Origin of the sequence: Streptomyces sp. NPDC048277 (genome assembly GCF_040652235.1) — a bacterium.
Classification (GTDB): domain Bacteria; phylum Actinomycetota; class Actinomycetes; order Streptomycetales; family Streptomycetaceae; genus Streptomyces.
The window spans coordinates 261,904-278,977 of record NZ_JBEZLQ010000007.1 but is presented as its reverse complement, the minus strand read 5'-3'; the positions used below and the strand labels follow the sequence as shown (position 1 = coordinate 278,977).

Genomic DNA, 17,074 nt, shown 5'->3' with positions numbered 1-17,074 from the left:
GATGGCCCCCCTGGCCCCTGTGGCCCTCACGGCCGGAGGAGCGCCACCGCCGGGGCGACGGCGGCGGCGCTCCCGGGTACTACTGGTTGACGCTGATCGACTGCACGGCCTGCGACTCGGCGGACGACCAGGCCGAGTGGTCGTTCAGCGCGGCGGACTGGTTGGACGCGTCGATGTTCGCGATGTGCTTGGTGACGTTGACCGTCTTGCCGAAGCTGAACTTCAGGCGGCCGAGGGCCTCGCGGCCCGGCAGCAGCTCGGCGGACTCGTTCTCCAGCTCGTTCATGTCCATGCTCATGACGGATGTCCTTTCGTTTCGTGTGCGGTGAGGTCGAGGTCGTTCCCGACGGCCCCGGCGCCGTGCGCCGGGACGGTGTTACTGGGTGACGCTGATGCTCTGGGCGGCGCCGGAGTCGGCCACCGACCACGACGAGTGGTCGTTCAGCGCGGCGGACTCGTTGTGGGCGCTGATGTTCGCGACGTGCTTGGTGACGTTGACCGTCTTGCCGAAGCCGAACTTCAGCCGGCCCAGGGCCTCACGACCCGGCAGCAGCTCCGCGGACTCGGCCTCGAGCTCATGGGCGTCCATCATGATTTTTCCCCCTCAGGGATAGACATTTCCGATCGGAACGAGTCAGGTTCCCCCCGGACTCTGTCCAATCTGGTCGGACGAGCTGTCCAACGAGATTGGACACTACGGGCTCGGGAACCCCTCGCGCAACCCCTTCCGGAAATCACCCCCTCGGCCTATCGGCTACCCGACCGTAGAATCGGGCCCGACATGGCGGACTCCGCCGGCGGCGAGCAGGAAGTGACGGTCAGTGGCCAACGCACTGCAGCAGTTGATCCGTGAGCACCTCGACCGCAAGGGCTGGTCCTACGGTGACGTGGCGCGCCGCGGCTCCATCCCCCGCTCCACCGTCCACCACCTGGCCACCACCGACCGCGTGGTCCGCATGCCCCAGACGACCACCCTGGAGGGCCTGGCCAAGGGCCTGGAGATCCCGCTGGAGACGGTGCGCCGCGCCGCCGCCGAGGCCTGCGGGATCCATGTGTACGACACCTCGCCGGACGCGGATCCGAACACCCCCGCCGCCGACCCCGAGGTCGCGCTGCTCATCGCGAGCGTCCAGAAGCTGTCGTCCGACGACCGCCGCCATGTCGCCGCGCTGGTCGAGTCCCTGCTGGACCGCGCCCCACGGGAGAAGTGACCGCACCGGACCGCCCCCGGCGGATCGCCACCGAACAACTTTCGTACGCGCTTCCGTCAAGTCGGAAAAAGAATCCGACTCCGCACGAAAGCGGGAAGATCCAGGGCTAGTCTCTCGTTCTGCCCGGGACGCGAGAGCCGCACGACCACGGGCTCTCAGGGGGAAGATGTGTTGTTCGTGCACGGCGGACCCGCGACAGCCGTGGTCCGAAACCCCGACGGCAAGTCGGTCGTCCTGCTGTCCGGGGAACTGCCCGAGGTGCTCACCGACGCGTCGGTCGCCGAACTCCTGGACCTGGCCGCGGCCATCCTGGACGCCGGCGAACTCATCCTGTTCGAGGAGTGCCTGGACGCCCTGCGCCGCAACGGAATGCGCGCGGGCCGCCGTATCGAGGTCGACGGCGCGGTCCTGACGGTGTACGAGGGGTGAGCCCCGCCGCGCCCGCGAAGGGCGCGGCAGAGGCCCGGCGTCACGTGGTGTCAGGTCATGACGGCGGGGGCAGGGGCGGGAGGTGTCCGCCGTAGAGCCAGGCGTACAGCAGCGGCTCGACCGTCGCGGGCATGGAGCGTCCGGCGTGGGCGATGAAGGCCGCGGTGTCGGCGCTCCTGCCGCGGTGGGCGTGGTGCCAGCCGCGCAGCATCGCGAAGAACCGCTCGTCACCCGCTGTCAGACGCAGCGCGTGCAAGGTACACGCGCCGCGGGTGTAGACGCGGTCGTCGAACATCCGGTCCGGTCCGGGGTCGGCGATCCGCAGGCCGTCCTGTCTCCGCGCCAGCGTGCGCCAGGCCGCCCTGGCGATGGTGTCGGCGGAGTCCTCGCCGATGTGCTCCGACCACAGCCACTCCCCGTAGGTGGCGAAGCCCTCGTTGAGCCAGATGTCCCGCCAGTCCCGCAGGCTCACGCTGTTGCCGTACCACTGGTGGACCAGTTCGTGGGCGACGAGCGTCTCCCAGGTCCGGGCGCCGTCGACGTGGTTGCGGCCGAAGACGGACGCGGTCTGGTTCTCGACGGGTTCGTCGAGGTCGGCGTCCACCACGACCGCGCCGTACGTCTCGAAGGGATACGGACCGAACCAGCCGGTGAACGTCTCGAACATCTCGGGCTGGCGGGCCAGGTCGTGCTCGGCCTGCCGGGAGAGGCGGGCGGGGTACGCGTCGCGGCCGGTGACCGGGCGGCCGGTCGCGGTGTCGCGGGCCCGCCAGGTCCGCTCGGCGAAGCGGCCGGTGTACAGCGCGGCGAGGTAGGGGGCCATGGGGCCCGGGTGGTGGTACGTCCAGCGCTCGGTGGAGCCCGTGCCGCTGTGCTCCCGGAGGGTGCCGTTGGCAAGCGCGCGGTGGCCGCGGGGCACGGTCACCCGGAAGGTGAACTCGGCCTTGTCGTCCGGCCGGTCGTTGCACGGGAACCACGACGGGGCGCCGAGCGGCTGGGAGGCCACCAGCGTGCCGTCGTGCGGGTCGCCGGTGCGGTCCCAGCCGATCCGCCCGAACGGTGTGCGCACCGGGCCGGGCCGGCCGCCGTAGCCGATCTCCAGGGTGAACGGCGTGCCCGCCGTGACCGGGCGCGGTGCCGGCAGGATCAGCTTGTGCCCCTTCCGGCCCGGGCGCACCGGGACCCCGTCGACCCGGGCGTCGCGCACGCTCAGCCCGGCGAGGTCGAGGTGGACCTGGCGCAGCGTCCGCTCGGCCACCGCGCGGATGTGCGCCCGGCCGTCGAGGGTGGCGGCGGCCGGGTCGTACGCCAGGTGCAGGTCGTAGGCGAGGGTGCGGTGGTCGTGGGTGCCGTGGCTCGCGAAGTAGCGTTCGGCCTGCCGGGGCAGGCCGTCCATGGCCGTCACCGCCAGCGGGGCGAGTGCCGCGCCGCGGAGCAGCGCGCGCCGGCTGCACCAGGTCATGCCGCCTCGCCTTCGCCGAAGCCGGCCGTGGTGCCGGTCGCGGTGCCGGTCGCGGGGACACCGGCGATGGGGTTGCCGGCCCAGCGGGTGCCGTCGGGCACGCTCTCGCCGCGCATCACGAGGGAGGCCGCGGCGACGGACGCGCCCGCGCCGATGGTGGTGCCGGGCAGGGCGATGCTGTGCGGGCCGAGGGAGGCGCCGGCGGCCAGCCGCACGGTGTCCATCCGCATGATCCGGTCGTGGAACAGGTGGGTCTGCAGGACGCATCCGCGGTTGACGCTGACCCCGTCGCCGAGGCTGACCAGATCGGTCTCCGGCAGCCAGTAGCTCTCGCACCACACCCCGCGCCCGACGCGCGCGCCGAGGCTGCGCAGCCACCAGTTCAGCGCGGGCGTGCCGAGATGCGCTCCCGCGCCCCAGGGCACGGCCAGCACCTCCACGAACGTGTCGAACAGCTCGTTGCGCCACACGAACGACGACCACAGGGGCCGCTCGACCGGCCGGAAGCGGCCCACGAGCAGCCACTTGGCGCCGGTCGTGGTCAGACAGGCCAGCACGGAGGCGAGCAGGAGCAAGGGGGCGCCGACGAGCGCGGCCAGCGGAAGTCCGCCGCGGTCCAGGGCCTCCTGTTCGGTGAGGAACAGGCCCTCGGCCAGGAGCGTGCCCAGGATCACGGGCAGCAGACGGCACAGTTCCACGGCGGCGCGGGCCGCCACCAGCCGCCGGCGCGGGGCGAACGTCCGCGCGGGGTCCGCGTTGTCGGGCACGCGCGGCAGCGGCAGCACGGGCCGGCCGATCCAGGACATGCCTGGCGCGCCGTGGGCCGGCGCGTCGGACAGGACGCCCACGAGCGCCCGGTCGGGGACCTCGCGGCCGGGTGCGACGATGCCCGAGTTCCCCACGAACGCGCGCGCCCCGATCCGCACGGACCCCAGCCGCATCCAGCCGTCGCGCAGTTCGAACGGCGCGACGAGCGTGTCGTCGGCCAGGAACGCCCCGTCGTCCACGTGGAGCAGGGAGGGCAGCGGCAGCACGGTGGAGATCTCGGTGCCGCGGCCGACGCGGGCGCCGAGCAGCCGCAGCCAGTACGGCGTGGCCAGACTCGCGTAGAGCGGGAACAGGCTGCCGCGGGCCCCGTCGAGCAGCCGGGTCACCAGCCAGGCCCGCAGGGCCACGCCCCCGTCCGCGTGGTGCAGGCCGGGCTTGACCGACCGGCCCAGCAGACGCACGGTGCCCGCGGTGACCAGCATCCCGCACACCGTGGTCAGGACCGTGAACAGCGGTGCGGCCGCGAGCAGATGCCCGGCCGCGCCCGGCAGCGTCGGCGTGCGGCGCACCAGCAGCCAGGTGACGAACAGCGCCGGGACCGCCGCGAGCAGCGACAGCAGGGGCAGCAGGCCGAGGCAGAGCGCGTAGGCCAGGTGCCGGCCGCGCGAGCGGGGCGCGGGCCGCGCGGGCCAGCCGACGCCCGCGAGGCGTTCGGCGGGCTCGGCCGGCCGGGCGGGGGAACCGGTCCACACCTGGCCGTCGGGGATCCGGCCGTCGAGGCAGCCGCCGGCGGCCAGTTCCGCACCGCGTCCCACCACCGCGCCCGGCAGCAGGGTGCTGCGGTGGCCCACCCGGGCGCCCGCGCCGACGGTGACGGTGCCGACGTGCAGCCGGTCGCCGTCGAGCCACCAGCCCGCGATGTCCGCCTCGGGCTCGACGCTGCATCCGTCGCCCAGGTCGGCCAGGCCCGTCACCGGGGGCATGGTGTGCAGCCGTACCTCGCGTCCGGTCCGGCAGCCGAGGGTCCGGGCGTACAGCGCGGCCCACGGGGTGCCGAGCAGCGTGGGAACGCCGAACGCGGCCACCGCCCGTTCCGCGGTCCACAGCCGCAGATGGACGCGTCCGCCGCGCGGATACGCGCCCGGGGTGATCGAACCGGCCAGCGTACGGGCGAGGACCGCGCCGGTCAGGCAGCGCACCGGAGCGCTGAACAGCACCGCCCAGCCCACCAGGACGAGCCACCAGGAGGTGTGCGGGGCCCAGCGGTGCGGGGCGATCCAGCCGAGCACGTCGTCCGCCGCCGCCAGGCCGACCAGACCGCGCAGCCCGGTGATCCCGTAACCGGCCAGGACGACGAGGAACTGGACGACGGCGGTCCCCCGGGGCACCGGCCGGACGGGGCGTGCCGCCCGCACGGAGCCGGCCAGGGAGTCGAGATGGCCGGCCATGTCCCGGAGCACGGGGTGCCGGTACAGGTCGGCGACGGAGAGACCCGGATGGTCCTCGCGCAGGATCGAGGCCATCCGGGCGGCGGTCAGGCTGCTGCCGCCGAGGTCCACGAAATGGCTGTCGGGGCCGGGCCGCAGGCCCAGCAGCCGCTCCCAGACGTCCGCCAGCCGGGCGGCCGTCCCGTGCAGCCGGTGCGCCGTTTCGCCACCGGGGTCGCCGCCGGCCAGGGGCACCGGCCAGGGCAGCGCCTTCCGGTCGACCTTGCCGGACGCGCGCGTGGGCAGGTCCGCCACCTCGGCCAGGACCGGTACCAGCGGCGCGGGCAGCCGCTCGCCCAGCCGTGCCCTGGCCTTGGCGGCCTCGAAGACGGAGCGTCCGTCGGCCGCCCGCTGCGGGACGACGTAGCCGACCAGCACCTGGGCACCGGCCGCGGTGGACTGCACGGCCACGGCCGCCCCGCGCACGCCCGGCAGGGCGAGCAGGGCCGCGTCGATCTCGCCGAGTTCGACCCGGCGTCCGCCGAGCTTGATCTGGTCGTCGACGCGTCCGAGGAAGACCAGTCCCTCGGCGTCGGCGCGCACCAGGTCGCCCGAGCGGTAGGCGCGCGGTGAGTCCAGCGCGGGGCACGGCCGGAAGCGCTCCGCGTCCTTGACGGGGTCGAGGTAGCGTGCGGTGCCGGCGCCGGCGATGACCAGTTCGCCCGGCTCGCCGTACGCCACCGGGTGCCCGGCCTCGTCCACCACCGCCAACTCCCAGCCGGCCAGCGGCAGTCCGATGCGCACCGGCCGGCCGGGCTCCAGCGGGGCGGCGCAGGCCACGACGGTGGTCTCCGTGGGGCCGTAGGTGTTCCACATCTCCCGGCCGGGGCGGGCGAACCGTTCGACGAGGCCGGGCGGGCAGGCCTCGCCGCCCAGGATCAGCAACCGCACCCGGCTGAGCGCGTCCGGGGGCCACATGGCCAGCAGCGTGGGGACGGCGGAGACGACGGTGATGGCACGTTCGTCGAGCCAGGGGCCCAGTTCGTGGCCGGCCCGTACCAGGGCCCGTTCGGCCGGCACCAGGCAGGCGCCGGAACGCCACGCCAGCCACATCTCCTCGCAGGAGGCGTCGAAGGCGACGGACAGTCCCGCCAGCACCCGGTCGCCGGGGCCGAGCGGACGGTCGCCCAGGAACAGCCCGGCCTCGGCGTCCACGAAGGCGGCGGCGGACCGGTGGGTGACGGACACGCCCTTGGGCGCACCGGTCGAACCGGACGTGAAGATGATCCACGCGTCGTCCCCGGGAGCGGGCCCGGAGCGCACCGCCGCCCCGGACGGCGCGGCTAGGCCGGCGGGCTGCGGGTGCGGCCCCATGACGTGGCACACCCCGGCCTCGCGGAACACCGTGGCGGCGCGCTCCTCGGGATCGTCGGCGTCGACCGGGACATAGGCCGCGCCGCAGTGCAGTACGGCGAGGATCGACAGGTACAGCTCGGCGGTGCCCGACGGCACCCGTACGCCGACCCGGTCGCCGGGGCCGATCCCCTGTTCGGTGAGCCGGCGACTGCGTCGGCGGGTCTCGGCGCACAGGTCACGGTAGGACCGCACCTCGGCGCCCGTGTCCAGGGCGGGTGCGTCCGGATTCAGGGCGGCGGTGGCTTCCAGGATGTCGACGAGGGTACGCGGCGACGCGGCCGGCGCGGAGCGGAAGAGGGCCCGATCCCCGGGGGGTTCGGCGGACGGGGGCGGGGCATCGAGTGCGGTCGATGTCACAGCAGTGCCTCTGACTTTCGGTCCTACGGGCTTGGAGCTTCTTATGACCTGTCAGATGGCTGTGTGCGTGGGGAAGTTCGCCAACTCCGAGCAATTGAATAAGCGCCCATCCATGGGACGAAATTGACGAACCGTAGACCCTGGCGATCCGATTCCATCACCTTTCGCACGCTCATTTAGATTCCGGAAAGAATCCAACGAGAAAGTGGCACATGTTTTCCGTGAGAGCCCCGTCGTGACGACGGAACAGACGCCTCCGCCGCAGGTGGGAGGGGTGCTTCAGGTGATCCTTCCTGGTGGCTCCGACCATATTCGAACGCGGGTTTCACGGCCTGGTGCGCCGCACCCGGATGGACTGCAGCAAACCGATCGCGACCCACACCGCGAACATCGACGAACCGCCGTAGGAGACGAACGGCAGCGGAATTCCGGCCACCGGCATGATGCCGAGCGACATTCCGATGTTCTCGAAGGACTGGAAGGAGAACCAGGCGACGATGCCGGCGGCGATGATCGTGCCGTACAACTCGGTCGTCTCGCGGGCGATACGGCAGGAGCGCCACAGGATCACTCCCATCAGGGCGATGATCAGCAGGCCGCCCACGAAGCCGAGTTCCTCCCCCGCGACCGTGAACACGAAGTCGGTCTGCTGCTCCGGGACGAACTGGCCGGTGGTCTGCGCACCGTGGAAGAGGCCTTCGCCCGTCAGGCCGCCGGATCCGATGGCGATCCGGGCCTGGTCGGTGTTGTAGCCGACCCCGGACGGGTCCAGGCCCGGGTCGGCGAAGGCGGCGAAGCGGTTGATCTGGTACGGGTCGAGAAGGTGCAGCTGCCACACGGCGACGGCACCCAGGACCCCGATGCCGAGCAGGCCGAGGATCCATCGGCCGGCGGCGCCGGAAGCGAGCAGGACGCCGAGGACGGTGACCGTCATGACCATCGTCGAGCCGAGGTCGGGCATCAGCATGACGACCGCCATCGGCACGGCGGCCAGCCCCAGGGCCTGGAGCACGGTACGGCCGTCCGGGTACTCCCTGTCACCCGCGTCGACCTGCGCCGCTAGGACCAGCGCCATGCCCAGCACGATGGCGACCTTGACGAACTCCGAGGGCTGCAGCGAGAACCCGCCGCCCAGGACGATCCAGTTGCGGTTGCCGTTGATGGTCGCACCGAGCGGGGTGAGCACCAGCAGCACCCCGAGCACCGACAGGCCGTAGAGAACCGGCACCGCGTTGCGCAGGGTGCGGTGCCCCAGCCAGACCGTGCCGGCCATCAGGGCGAACCCGATGCCGAGGTTCATCAGATGCCGGACGAGGAAGTAGTACGGGTCGCTGTGGTTGATCGCGGTGCGGTTGCGGGTCGCGGAGTACACCAGGAGTGAGCCGATGAACGACAGGGCCAGGGCCGCCAGCAGTATCGGCCAGTCCAGCCGGCGGAGCACGGAGTCGCGCGCGAGGAGCCGCGTCCAGACGGGACGCCCGGGGCCGTAGCCCGGGACGGTGAAGCTGTTCGCACCGGTCATGTGCGTCCTCCGGCTTCCGCGCCTGCTGGGCCGTCACGTCGGCCATCTTAGATGCTCAGTTGCGCAATAGAGCAACAACACGTCGAACACCCCTCATGGACTTCGCGCAGCCACCGGACTTCGCCTAGCCCACCCCCACGGCCGCCGCCGGGGACTCCGCCGACGCGGGCTGGATGTGCGTCCAGCCCCGGCCGGACGCGGCGCTGCTCCACCCGCGGTGGTCGAACGTGACGGACGTGACGGACGCGGAGTGCAGCGTGCCGGCGTGACAGACCAGCCACAGGGCGAGGGACCAGCCCGTGGCCGTCTCGGTGACCGGGTAGGTGACGCTGTCGCCGGCCGTTGCGACGGCGGCCGGCACCGCGCCGAACTCGCGCCGGACCTCCGCGGCGACACCACCGGCGTCATGGCCGCCCTCGTGCACAACCCCCGCCGCACCGCGGCCCCGATCCGCCTCGACGCCGCCGGTACCGCTCCCTCCGTCGGCAGGAACGGCGTTCGTGCCGCCCTCCCCCGCCGCGCGCAGCGTGCAGCTCAGCGCGGGCCCGTCCTGCCCCGTCAGCACGTTGGCCAGCGTCGCCGCCATGACCTCGTGCCGCGCGTAAGCCGTCGGGTAGCCACTGTGCTGGACGTTCTGTGCGGCGACGGTGACCGGCAGACCGGTGTAGTCCGGCACCTTGACCAGCGCGTCGAAGAACCTGCCCGCCGCGTAGACCGGGTCGCGGATCTGGGCGGCGCTGCCCCAGCCCTGGGACGGGCGCTGCTGGAACAGGCCGAGCGAATCCCGGTCCCCGTGCGCGAGATTGCGCAGTTTGGACTCCTGGATCGCGGTCGCCAGGGCGATGATGACGGCCTGTTCCGGCAGACCGCGTGCATGGGCCACCGCCGCTATGGTCGCGGCGTCGGACGCCTGGTCCGGATCGAGGGTGACGGTCGTGCCGTCCGCGCCGCGCGCCGTGCACACGTCGGACACCGCCGAGTGGACGAACCGGACGGCGAGATAGCCCACGAGTGCGAGGACCACACCCACCCCGATCAACACCGGCCACAGGCCACGGTTCCCCCGCCTGCGTGCTGTTGCCACGCCGACCCTCCTCTTACCCGCCCTCGGCTACAGTTCAGTTGCATTGTTGCGCAAGTGAGTGAATCTTCCGGCGGCGGCCCGGCGCGGGATACCGTCGGCGGATCCGATCGAGGGGGACGGCATGACGGGTCGGCGGGGACCGGCGGCACCGGAAGTGCGGCCAGGACGGCCAAGGCGGCCGGGACGGCTGAGCGACCGGAACCTGGAGCTGGTCCTGCTCCTCGGCGCGGTCCTCATCTGCGTGTACGGCTATGCCGAGACGGCCCTCGCCGTCACCGGGAAGCTCACCCCCGGCATGGGGACGACCTGCGCGGTCGCGGCCGTGCTGCCGATGGTGTGCCACGGCCTCGTACGCCGGTTCGCGCCGTACGCCGATCCGCTGATCCTGCCGCTCGCCACCCTGCTCAGCGGCCTCGGTCTCGTCCTCATCCACCGCCTCGACCTCGCCTACCGCAGCGCCTACCACTCGGCGCCCTCGGCGCCGGGGCAGCTGATGTGGTGCGGCATCGCCGTGGTGGTGTTCGCGGCGGTGGTGGTGCTGCTCAGGGATCACCGCAGGCTCCAGCGCTATCCGTACGTCACGATCACCGTGGGCCTGGTCCTGCTGATGGCGCCCGCGTTCTATCCCGGCGACGTCTACGGCGCGAAGCGGTGGATCTTCATCGGGCCGCTGTCCTTCCAGCCGGGCGAGTTCGTGAAGATCGTCATCGTGGTGTTCTTCGCCGGATACCTGACGCTGCGCAGGGACGCCCTCGCGCTCGCCGGGCGGCGCCTGATGGGGATGTACCTCCCGCGGGGGCGGCAGTTGGGCCCGGTCGCGGCCGTGTGGATCCTCAGCTTGCTCGTCCTCGTCTTCGAGCGGGACCTCGGCACCTCGCTGATCTTCTTCGGCCTGTTCGTGATCATGCTGTACATCGCCACCGAGCGGACCAGCTGGGTGGCGTTCGGTGTCGTCATGTTCGCCGTCGGAGCCTTCGTCGTCGGCTCCTTCGAACCACACGTCCACGGCCGTGTCGTCGCCTGGCTGCACCCCATGGACATCTTCCTGCCGCCCGACAAGCGCCCGGCGGGACTCGTCTCGGACCAGGCCGCCCAGGCCCTGTTCAGCTTCGGCTCGGGCGGCGTCCTCGGCACCGGCCTCGGCCAGGGCCACCCGGAACTCATCGGCTTCGCCGGGCGCAGCGACTTCATCCTCACCACCGTCGGCGAGGAACTCGGACTGACCGGCGTGACGGTCGTCATCCTCCTGTACACCCTGCTCGCCGAACGCGGCCTGCGCACCGCCCTGGCCGTCACCGACCCGTTCGGCAAGCTGCTCGCCGCCGGTCTGTCCACGGCGCTCGTGCTGCAGGTCTTCGTCGTCGCGGGCGGGGTCACCGGGCTCATCCCGCTCACCGGAAAGGCTCTGCCGTTCCTCGCCCAGGGCGGCTCGTCCATGGTGGCCAACTGGATGCTGATCGCCGTCCTGATCAAGGTCAGCGACACCGCGCGCCGGCCCCTGCCCGTCCCGGCCGCGGACATCAGCGCCGCCGAGACCCAGCTCGTACGGCCCTGATCCCGCCGTCCCCGCCGGCGCTTCTCGTCGCGTCGGCAGGGCGGGGTCACCGCGTCACGCCAGCGTGAAGTACGCGAGGCTGCCCAGCCCGGCCACCGAGCAGTAGACGGCGAACGGGATGAGGGTGCGGTTCTCGAAGTACCGGACCAGGAAGCGGGTGGCGAGGTACGCCGCCACGAACGCGGCCACGCTGCCGGCCAGCAGCGGGCCGCGCAGGCCGTTGCCCTGGGCCCCGAGCAGCGGCGGCAGCTTGAGCAGCGCGGCTCCGCCGATCACGGGGGTGGCGAGCAGGAAGGCGAAGCGGGCGGAGTCCTCGTGGTTGAGGCCCTTGAAGATGCCCGCGCTGATGGTGGAGCCGGAGCGGCTGATGCCGGGGAAGAGGGCGAGGATCTGGGCCAGGCCGATCGTCACGGCCTGCCGGGTCGTCATCCGGGTGATCCGCAGGTCCGACCGCTCCTCCGGCGACAGATGCTCCTCGTCGGGGGCGACGGCGGCGGTCCCGGCTCTCCTGCGGCCGGTACCGCCGCGGCGCAGTTGCTCGGTGACGAAGAGCACGATGCCGTTGAGCGCGAGGAAGATCGCGGTGGGGATCGGGCGCCCCAGCGTCGTACGGAACACCTTGTCGAGCGCGACGCCGGCGACCGCGACCGGGACGCACGCGGTGACGATCAGCCAGGCGAGCCGCTGGTCCACGGTCTCGACCCGGCGCTGGGTGATCGACGTCGCCAGGCCGCGGATCACCCTGACCCAGTCGCGCCGGAAGTAGACGACGAGCGCCAGCGCGGTGGCCAGATGCAGGCCGACCAGCTCGTTGAGGTAGAGGGACCCGTCGGCGGAGACGTTCAGGTCCTGCTTCCAGTGCCCGCCGAGGAGTGCGGGTATCAGGATGCTGTGCCCCAGGCTGGAGACCGGGAACAGCTCGGTGACGCCTTGCAGCAGGCCGACGCCCACGGCTTCGGGATAGGTCAGAACGGACATCGGCCGGCCTCCGCCTCCTGATGCGCGACAGTACGGAGCCGAGGGTCCCGCCCGCGCGGCGAGCGGCTCGGCCCGCGGAAGGTACAACATGCGGGCAAGAATCCGGACAGACCCCAGGAAGCCAATGGGGCACCGAATGCCGGGAAAGAGATGATTTCACCCGACTGGTTCCCTGCCGGGCGGGCTCCCGCGGCGGACCGGCGGAAGCGCTACGGTGAGAAGCAGGTAATACGCGACCGGACGCCGCCCCTCCGACCGCGCCGCACCTCGGTCACCGCCCACTGCACGCCCCGGATCGGTGGTCCCGGATCTTCAAGGATTTCACCGAATCCAGCCAGCCACAGGGTCGCCGCGTTCACCGCAGGGCCGAGCAGGCCCTGATGGAGGCCCACCCGGCCGAAGCGGGAGTCGCGCTGTCAGGGGCGCGTCTGCGTGCCGTGCGGGCGGAGGCCCGGCGCGGGCAGGCCGCTGTCGAAATCCGCAGGCAACGGGCCTTCCTGACCGCATTGGTCCCGCACACCGCTGTTGTACTCGCCTCCCCCAAGGTGGCCCAACAGCGGTACGGGAACGGCGGGTGCCGGCGCACCGTACTGCCGGTCGCCGTTCCGCCCCGTCACCAGGCCGGAGAGGCGGTCGGAGGGCTCCAGGCCGAGTTCGCCGGCCAGCAGGACGCGAAAGCGCTGGTACTCGCGGTGCGCCTCGACAACGTTGCCCTCCGCCAGGTGCACCAGGATGACCGCACGCCGTGCGCTTTCCCGCAGCGGGTCGCCGCGGACGGCCGCGAGCGCCGTGTCCAAGGCAGCCGCGTACTCTCCGCCCGTGCACAGCGCGGTGGCGGCTGCCTCCAGCGCGTGGAGGTGGAGTTGACGCAGCCGGTCGCGCTCGAAGACCACCCAGTCCTCGTACCATCCGGGTAATAACTCGCGTATCCGCAGATTCAGCAGGGCAGGCCCCGCGGTGCCGGAGTCGGCCGACCGGGCGGCGACCCGGTGGGCGAACTCGGTCACGTCGGCGCTGACGAAGCTCGCCAGCGCCAACCGGCGGTGCTCTCCGGTGACCAGCCCCGGAACCACCTGGTTGATCCGCCACACAGTCGTCCGGAGACTGCCGAGCGCACGCTCCTCGGACACATCCCCCCACAGAGTGCCTGCGACGACCGTGCGCGGCGCGGGCCCCTGGATGGCCAGATAGGCCAGCAGCCGCTGGGCGCTGTCGGCCAGGTGAACCCCGTCATCCCCTATCTCCAGACGGAAACCGTCGAACAGCTTCAGGTGTCCGCGCGTGGTCATCGGCGGCTCGGGCTGCTCGGGCACGACACTCATGCCACTTGCTCCCCCCTCGTCACTTGTTTAATTGCGCAAGAAATATATAGACGCGTGTGTCGGCGGAGTGCAGGTTTCGCACTGCCTTCATCACGTGTCGAACACCTGGTGCAACGAACGTGACGGTCCTGTGACGGAGGCGGTCGTAGCCTCGCGACCGGCGAGCCACCGGCCGCCTGACCGTCCGGCCTTCGCGCGCGGCCCGCCGCGCCGACGGGCCCCAGAAGGGAGCACCGTGACCACCAGCACTCCCTACCCCGGCGTCTACGTCCAGGAGGTCGCCAGCGGGGTGCGGACCATCACCGGCGTCGCGACCTCCATCACGGCGTTCCTCGGCAGGACCCGCCGTGGCCCGGTGGACCAGGCCACGGTCGTCAACAGCTTCGCCGATTACCAGCGGATCTTCGGCGGGCTGTCGCCGGACAGTACGGTGAGCTCCGCGGTACGCGACTTCTTCGCCAACGGCGGCGGTCAGGCTCTGGTGGTCCGGGTGACTCCCGGCACCGTCAAGGCGACCTTCGCCCGTCTCACCCGCCCGGCGGCGACGCTGGGCGGCAAGGACACCGGCAATGACACCGGCAATGACATCGCCGTCAGCACGGGCCTGGTGCTGGTGGCCGCCGAGCCCGGTTCGTGGGCCAACCAGTTGACCGCCGCCGTCGTCTACGACAGCACAGTGGACCTGACCGAGGTGGCCACGAGGCTCGGCACGACGCCCGACGAACTGTTCAACCTCGCCGTCACGGACGGCGCCACCGGGCAGCAGGAGACCATCCGCAACGTCACCGTCACCGCCAGCGCTCGGCGGCTGGACCAGGTGCTGCAGGCCGAGTCGCGGCTGGTGCGCGTGCCCGACCCGGCGGGCCTGCCCACGCAGCGCCCCCGGGAGACGGCCGCCGGTCAGCCGCTGGCCGTGGCCGAGGCCGACGCCGGCACGGACGGCGGCGATCTGACGGAGGACGACTACACCGCCCCCGCGTTGCAGGCCACCCACGGCGGACTGTACGCCCTGGACCAGGCCGACCTGTTCAACCTGCTGTGCATCCCGCCGCCCGTCCCCGGAGGCGACACCCCGCCGGGCGTCTACCAGGCGGCGCTCGCCTACTGCGTGCGGCGCCGGGCGGTGCTCATCGTCGACCCGCCGGGCGGGATGACCGTGGCGACCGCCGCCACAACTCTGTCCGGCCTCCAGCTCACCGGCCCGGACGCGCGCAACGCGGCGCTGTACTACCCCCGCATCCTCCAGGCCGACCCGGCAGCCGGCGGGCGGCTCGGCACGTTCCCCGCGTGCGGGGCGATCGCCGGGGTCATCGCCCGTACCGACGCCTCGCGCGGAGTGTGGAAGGCTCCCGCCGGGCTGGACGCGTCCCTCGCCGGAACGGCCGATCTCGCGGTCGGCCTCACCGACGCGGAGACCGGCGAGCTCAATCCGCTGGGCGTCAACTGCCTGCGGTCGTTCCCCGGCGCCGGGCTGGTGGTCTGGGGCGCGCGGACACTGCGGGGTGCGGACCAGCTGGCCGACGAGTACAAGTACCTGCCCGTGCGACGGCTGGCCCTCCACATCGAGGAGAGCCTGTACCGGGGCACGCAGTGGGCGGTCTTCGAGCCCAACGACGAGCCGCTGTGGGCGCAGATCCGGCTCAACCTGGGGGCGTTCATGCAGGGCCTGTTCCGGCAGGGGGCCTTCCAGGGCACCACCGCCCCTGACGCCTACTTCGTCAAGTGCGACCGCGAGACCACCACGGCGGACGACGTGAACCTCGGGCGCGTCAACATCGTCGTCGGCTTCGCGCCGCTGCGCCCGGCGGAGTTCGTGATCCTGCAGATCCAGCAGATCGCCCAGGCGTAGGCCGCACCGGGCGCGAGGAGCAGACCAATGGCCCAGTTCAGCGTGAACGCACAGCGCTTCGATCCGTACAAGAACTTCAAGTTCCGGGTGCGTTGGGACGGCCGCTACGTCGCGGGCGTCAGCAAGGTCGGAGCGCTCAACCGCACCACCGAGGTGGTCACCCACCGGGACGGCGGGGATCCCAGCAGCAGCCGCAAGTCGCCGGGCAGGACCGAGTACCAGGCCATCACGCTGGAGCGGGGCGTCACCCACGACACGGACTTCGAGACGTGGGCGAACAAGGTCTGGACGCACGGTTCCGGTCTCGGCTCCGAGGTCTCCCTGCGCGACTTCCGCAAGGACATCGTGATCGAGATCTACAACGAGGCCGGCCAACTCGCCCTCGCCTACAAGGTGTTCCGCTGCTGGGTCTCGGAGTACCAGGCGCTGCCCGAGCTCGACGCCAACGCCAACGCGGTCGCCATCCAGCACCTCAAGCTGGAGAACGAGGGCTGGGAACGCGACCTCGACGTGCCCGAGCCGACCGAGCCCAGCTTCACCCCGCCCGGCGCGTGACGCCCGTGACTCGGCGAGCGGTCGACGCGGCGGACCCGTCGTGGACGCTCGCGGCCTGGGAGCGCGGGCTGCGCGAAGGTCCGCTGGACCGGGCCGTGACGCTGCTGTCCGCGGTCGCCGGGCTGGGGCGCGAGGAGGCCGAGCACACCGAACTGGGTGACCGGGACGCGGTCTTGGCGACGGCACTGGAGCGGCTCGCCGCGGGTACCGCCGTATGGGGCTGCGTGCACTGCGTCGGGTGCGGCGAGCAGCTCGACGTGCCGGTCCATCCGGCGGCCCTGCCCCGCGGGCCGCGGTACGACCCGGCGCGGCCGCTGGAGGTGGAGGTCGCCGGCGTCCGGATCGCCTTCCGGCTGCCCGACACCGGTGACCTGCGGGCGCTGGCCGGCACCGACGATCCGGGGGCCGGCCGGTGGCTGCTGCTCGCGCGCTGCCTGCCGGACGGCGCGGACGGCGTCGACGAGGAGGCCGCGGCGCTGATCGAGGCCGCGATGGAGGATGCTTCGCCGGGCGCCGCGGTGACCCTCGCCGTGGACTGCCCGGTGTGCGCGGCGTCGACCGTCGCGGCCCTGGACGTCCCCGCTCTGCTGTGGGACCAGGTCCAGACCCGGGCTCTGGCACTGCTCCACGAGGTGCATGTGCTGGCCCGCGCCTACGGCTGGACCGAGCCGGACGTCCTCGCCCTCAGCCCGGCGCGGCGCGCCGCGTACCTGGAACTGGCGGGCGGATGAGCGGGCTCCTGACGGACCTCGTCGAGCGCACCCTGGGCCTCGTACCGGTGCTGGAACCGCGGCCGAGATCGCGGTTCGAACCCGTGGCAGAGGACGGTTTCGAGGTTGTGGCGCCCAAGCCCGTGGACGGCCTCCCGCGGGCGGACAGGGCGCCCCTGGACACGCGCCCGCCCGGCGCCGACGCGGCATCCGTGCAGGCGCCGCAGCGGGGACAGCAGGCGGAGCGACCCGTACCGGGGATCCTGCCGGTACGGGGAACCCCCGACGACGACGCAACACCCGCGCACACCCCACAGCCGGCACAACAGGCCGAGCGACCCGTACCGGGGATCCTGCCGGTACGGGGAACCCCCGACGACGACGCAACACCCGCGCACACCCCACAGCCGGCACAACAGGCCGAGCGTC

The 17,074-nt window shown here is 72.3% G+C and carries 14 protein-coding genes and 1 pseudogene; 7 read left to right on the top strand and 8 right to left on the bottom strand.

Annotated features, from left to right (window positions below):
- Positions 1–79: 79 nt before the first annotated feature.
- Positions 80–298, bottom strand: a complete 219-nt coding sequence (locus AB0D85_RS18390; protein ID WP_362321082.1) for a hypothetical protein — start codon at positions 296–298, stop codon at positions 80–82.
- A gap of 78 nt (positions 299–376) precedes the next feature.
- The gene (locus AB0D85_RS18385; RefSeq protein WP_362321079.1) at positions 377–592 is read right to left on the bottom strand and encodes a hypothetical protein; all 216 of its coding nucleotides are present in this window, start codon (positions 590–592) and stop codon (positions 377–379) included.
- Between the two features lie 229 nt (positions 593–821).
- Here AB0D85_RS18385 and AB0D85_RS18380 point away from each other — a divergent pair, with 229 nt between their 5' ends.
- Both AB0D85_RS18380 and AB0D85_RS18375 read left to right on the top strand, forming a co-directional pair.
- Positions 822–1,211 (top strand): helix-turn-helix transcriptional regulator, encoded by a 390-nt coding sequence (locus tag AB0D85_RS18380; protein ID WP_362321076.1) that lies wholly within the window; start codon positions 822–824, stop codon positions 1,209–1,211.
- Positions 1,212–1,412: 201 nt separating this feature from the next.
- Positions 1,413–1,640 (top strand): hypothetical protein, encoded by a 228-nt coding sequence (locus AB0D85_RS18375; RefSeq protein ID WP_362321073.1) that lies wholly within the window; start codon positions 1,413–1,415, stop codon positions 1,638–1,640.
- A 55-nt stretch (positions 1,641–1,695) separates the two neighbouring features.
- Here AB0D85_RS18375 and AB0D85_RS18370 read toward each other — a convergent pair whose 3' ends face one another.
- The 4 genes from AB0D85_RS18370 to AB0D85_RS18355 all read right to left on the bottom strand — a co-directional run bounded on the left by AB0D85_RS18370 (position 1,696) and on the right by AB0D85_RS18355 (position 9,676).
- Positions 1,696–3,102 (bottom strand): M1 family metallopeptidase, encoded by a 1,407-nt coding sequence (locus AB0D85_RS18370; protein WP_362321070.1) that lies wholly within the window; start codon positions 3,100–3,102, stop codon positions 1,696–1,698.
- Positions 3,099–7,070 (bottom strand): Pls/PosA family non-ribosomal peptide synthetase, encoded by a 3,972-nt coding sequence (locus tag AB0D85_RS18365; protein WP_362321067.1) that lies wholly within the window; start codon positions 7,068–7,070, stop codon positions 3,099–3,101. The genes AB0D85_RS18370 and AB0D85_RS18365 overlap by 4 nt, the downstream gene beginning before the upstream one ends.
- 325 nt (positions 7,071–7,395) lie before the next feature.
- The gene (gene rodA, locus AB0D85_RS18360; protein WP_362321064.1) at positions 7,396–8,592 is read right to left on the bottom strand and encodes a rod shape-determining protein RodA; all 1,197 of its coding nucleotides are present in this window, start codon (positions 8,590–8,592) and stop codon (positions 7,396–7,398) included.
- A 124-nt stretch (positions 8,593–8,716) separates the two neighbouring features.
- Positions 8,717–9,676, bottom strand: a complete 960-nt coding sequence (locus tag AB0D85_RS18355) for a heavy metal transporter (protein WP_362321061.1) — start codon at positions 9,674–9,676, stop codon at positions 8,717–8,719.
- A 121-nt stretch (positions 9,677–9,797) separates the two neighbouring features.
- Here AB0D85_RS18355 and AB0D85_RS18350 point away from each other — a divergent pair, with 121 nt between their 5' ends.
- Positions 9,798–11,231 (top strand): FtsW/RodA/SpoVE family cell cycle protein, encoded by a 1,434-nt coding sequence (locus tag AB0D85_RS18350; RefSeq protein ID WP_362321058.1) that lies wholly within the window; start codon positions 9,798–9,800, stop codon positions 11,229–11,231.
- Positions 11,232–11,285: 54 nt separating this feature from the next.
- On the opposite strand, the gene AB0D85_RS18345 is transcribed toward AB0D85_RS18350, so the two are convergent.
- Both AB0D85_RS18345 and AB0D85_RS18340 read right to left on the bottom strand, forming a co-directional pair.
- Positions 11,286–12,209 carry an undecaprenyl-diphosphate phosphatase gene (locus AB0D85_RS18345; RefSeq protein ID WP_362321055.1) on the bottom strand — a complete coding sequence of 308 codons (924 nt, stop codon included), beginning with the start codon at positions 12,207–12,209 and terminating at the stop codon, positions 11,286–11,288.
- Positions 12,210–12,625: 416 nt separating this feature from the next.
- Positions 12,626–13,531: a BTAD domain-containing putative transcriptional regulator gene (locus AB0D85_RS18340; protein WP_362321052.1), complete on the bottom strand. Its 906-nt coding sequence runs from the start codon at positions 13,529–13,531 to the stop codon at positions 12,626–12,628.
- 235 nt (positions 13,532–13,766) lie between these two features.
- Between AB0D85_RS18340 and AB0D85_RS18335 the strand changes: the two genes are divergently transcribed.
- The 4 genes and pseudogenes from AB0D85_RS18335 to AB0D85_RS18320 all read left to right on the top strand — a co-directional run.
- Complete coding sequence (locus tag AB0D85_RS18335) at positions 13,767–15,380, top strand: phage tail sheath subtilisin-like domain-containing protein (protein WP_362321049.1); 1,614 nt, start codon at positions 13,767–13,769, stop codon at positions 15,378–15,380.
- 27 nt (positions 15,381–15,407) lie between these two features.
- Entirely contained in the window at positions 15,408–15,935 is a 528-nt protein-coding gene (locus AB0D85_RS18330) for a phage tail protein (RefSeq protein ID WP_362321046.1), read from the top strand.
- 5 nt (positions 15,936–15,940) lie between these two features.
- Positions 15,941–16,666 (top strand): hypothetical protein, encoded by a 726-nt coding sequence (locus tag AB0D85_RS18325; RefSeq protein WP_362321043.1) that lies wholly within the window; start codon positions 15,941–15,943, stop codon positions 16,664–16,666.
- A pseudogene (locus AB0D85_RS18320) lies at positions 16,663–17,074 on the top strand (hypothetical protein); the annotation flags it as partial. The gene AB0D85_RS18325 and the pseudogene AB0D85_RS18320, both read left to right, overlap by 4 nt.

Excerpts from the sequence above, each read along its gene's own strand:
- AB0D85_RS18345 (WP_362321055.1), bottom strand. The coding sequence starts at position 12,209 with ATGTCCGTTCTGACCTATCCCGAAGCCGTGGGCGTCGGCCTGCTGCAA.
- AB0D85_RS18350 (WP_362321058.1), top strand. The coding sequence starts at position 9,798 with ATGACGGGTCGGCGGGGACCGGCGGCACCGGAAGTGCGGCCAGGACGG.
- AB0D85_RS18340 (WP_362321052.1), bottom strand. The coding sequence starts at position 13,531 with ATGAGTGTCGTGCCCGAGCAGCCCGAGCCGCCGATGACCACGCGCGGA.
- AB0D85_RS18370 (WP_362321070.1), bottom strand. The coding sequence starts at position 3,102 with ATGACCTGGTGCAGCCGGCGCGCGCTGCTCCGCGGCGCGGCACTCGCC.
- AB0D85_RS18390 (WP_362321082.1), bottom strand. The coding sequence starts at position 298 with ATGAGCATGGACATGAACGAGCTGGAGAACGAGTCCGCCGAGCTGCTG.
- AB0D85_RS18330 (WP_362321046.1), top strand. The coding sequence starts at position 15,408 with ATGGCCCAGTTCAGCGTGAACGCACAGCGCTTCGATCCGTACAAGAAC.
- AB0D85_RS18385 (WP_362321079.1), bottom strand. The coding sequence starts at position 592 with ATGATGGACGCCCATGAGCTCGAGGCCGAGTCCGCGGAGCTGCTGCCG.
- rodA (WP_362321064.1), bottom strand. The coding sequence starts at position 8,592 with ATGACCGGTGCGAACAGCTTCACCGTCCCGGGCTACGGCCCCGGGCGT.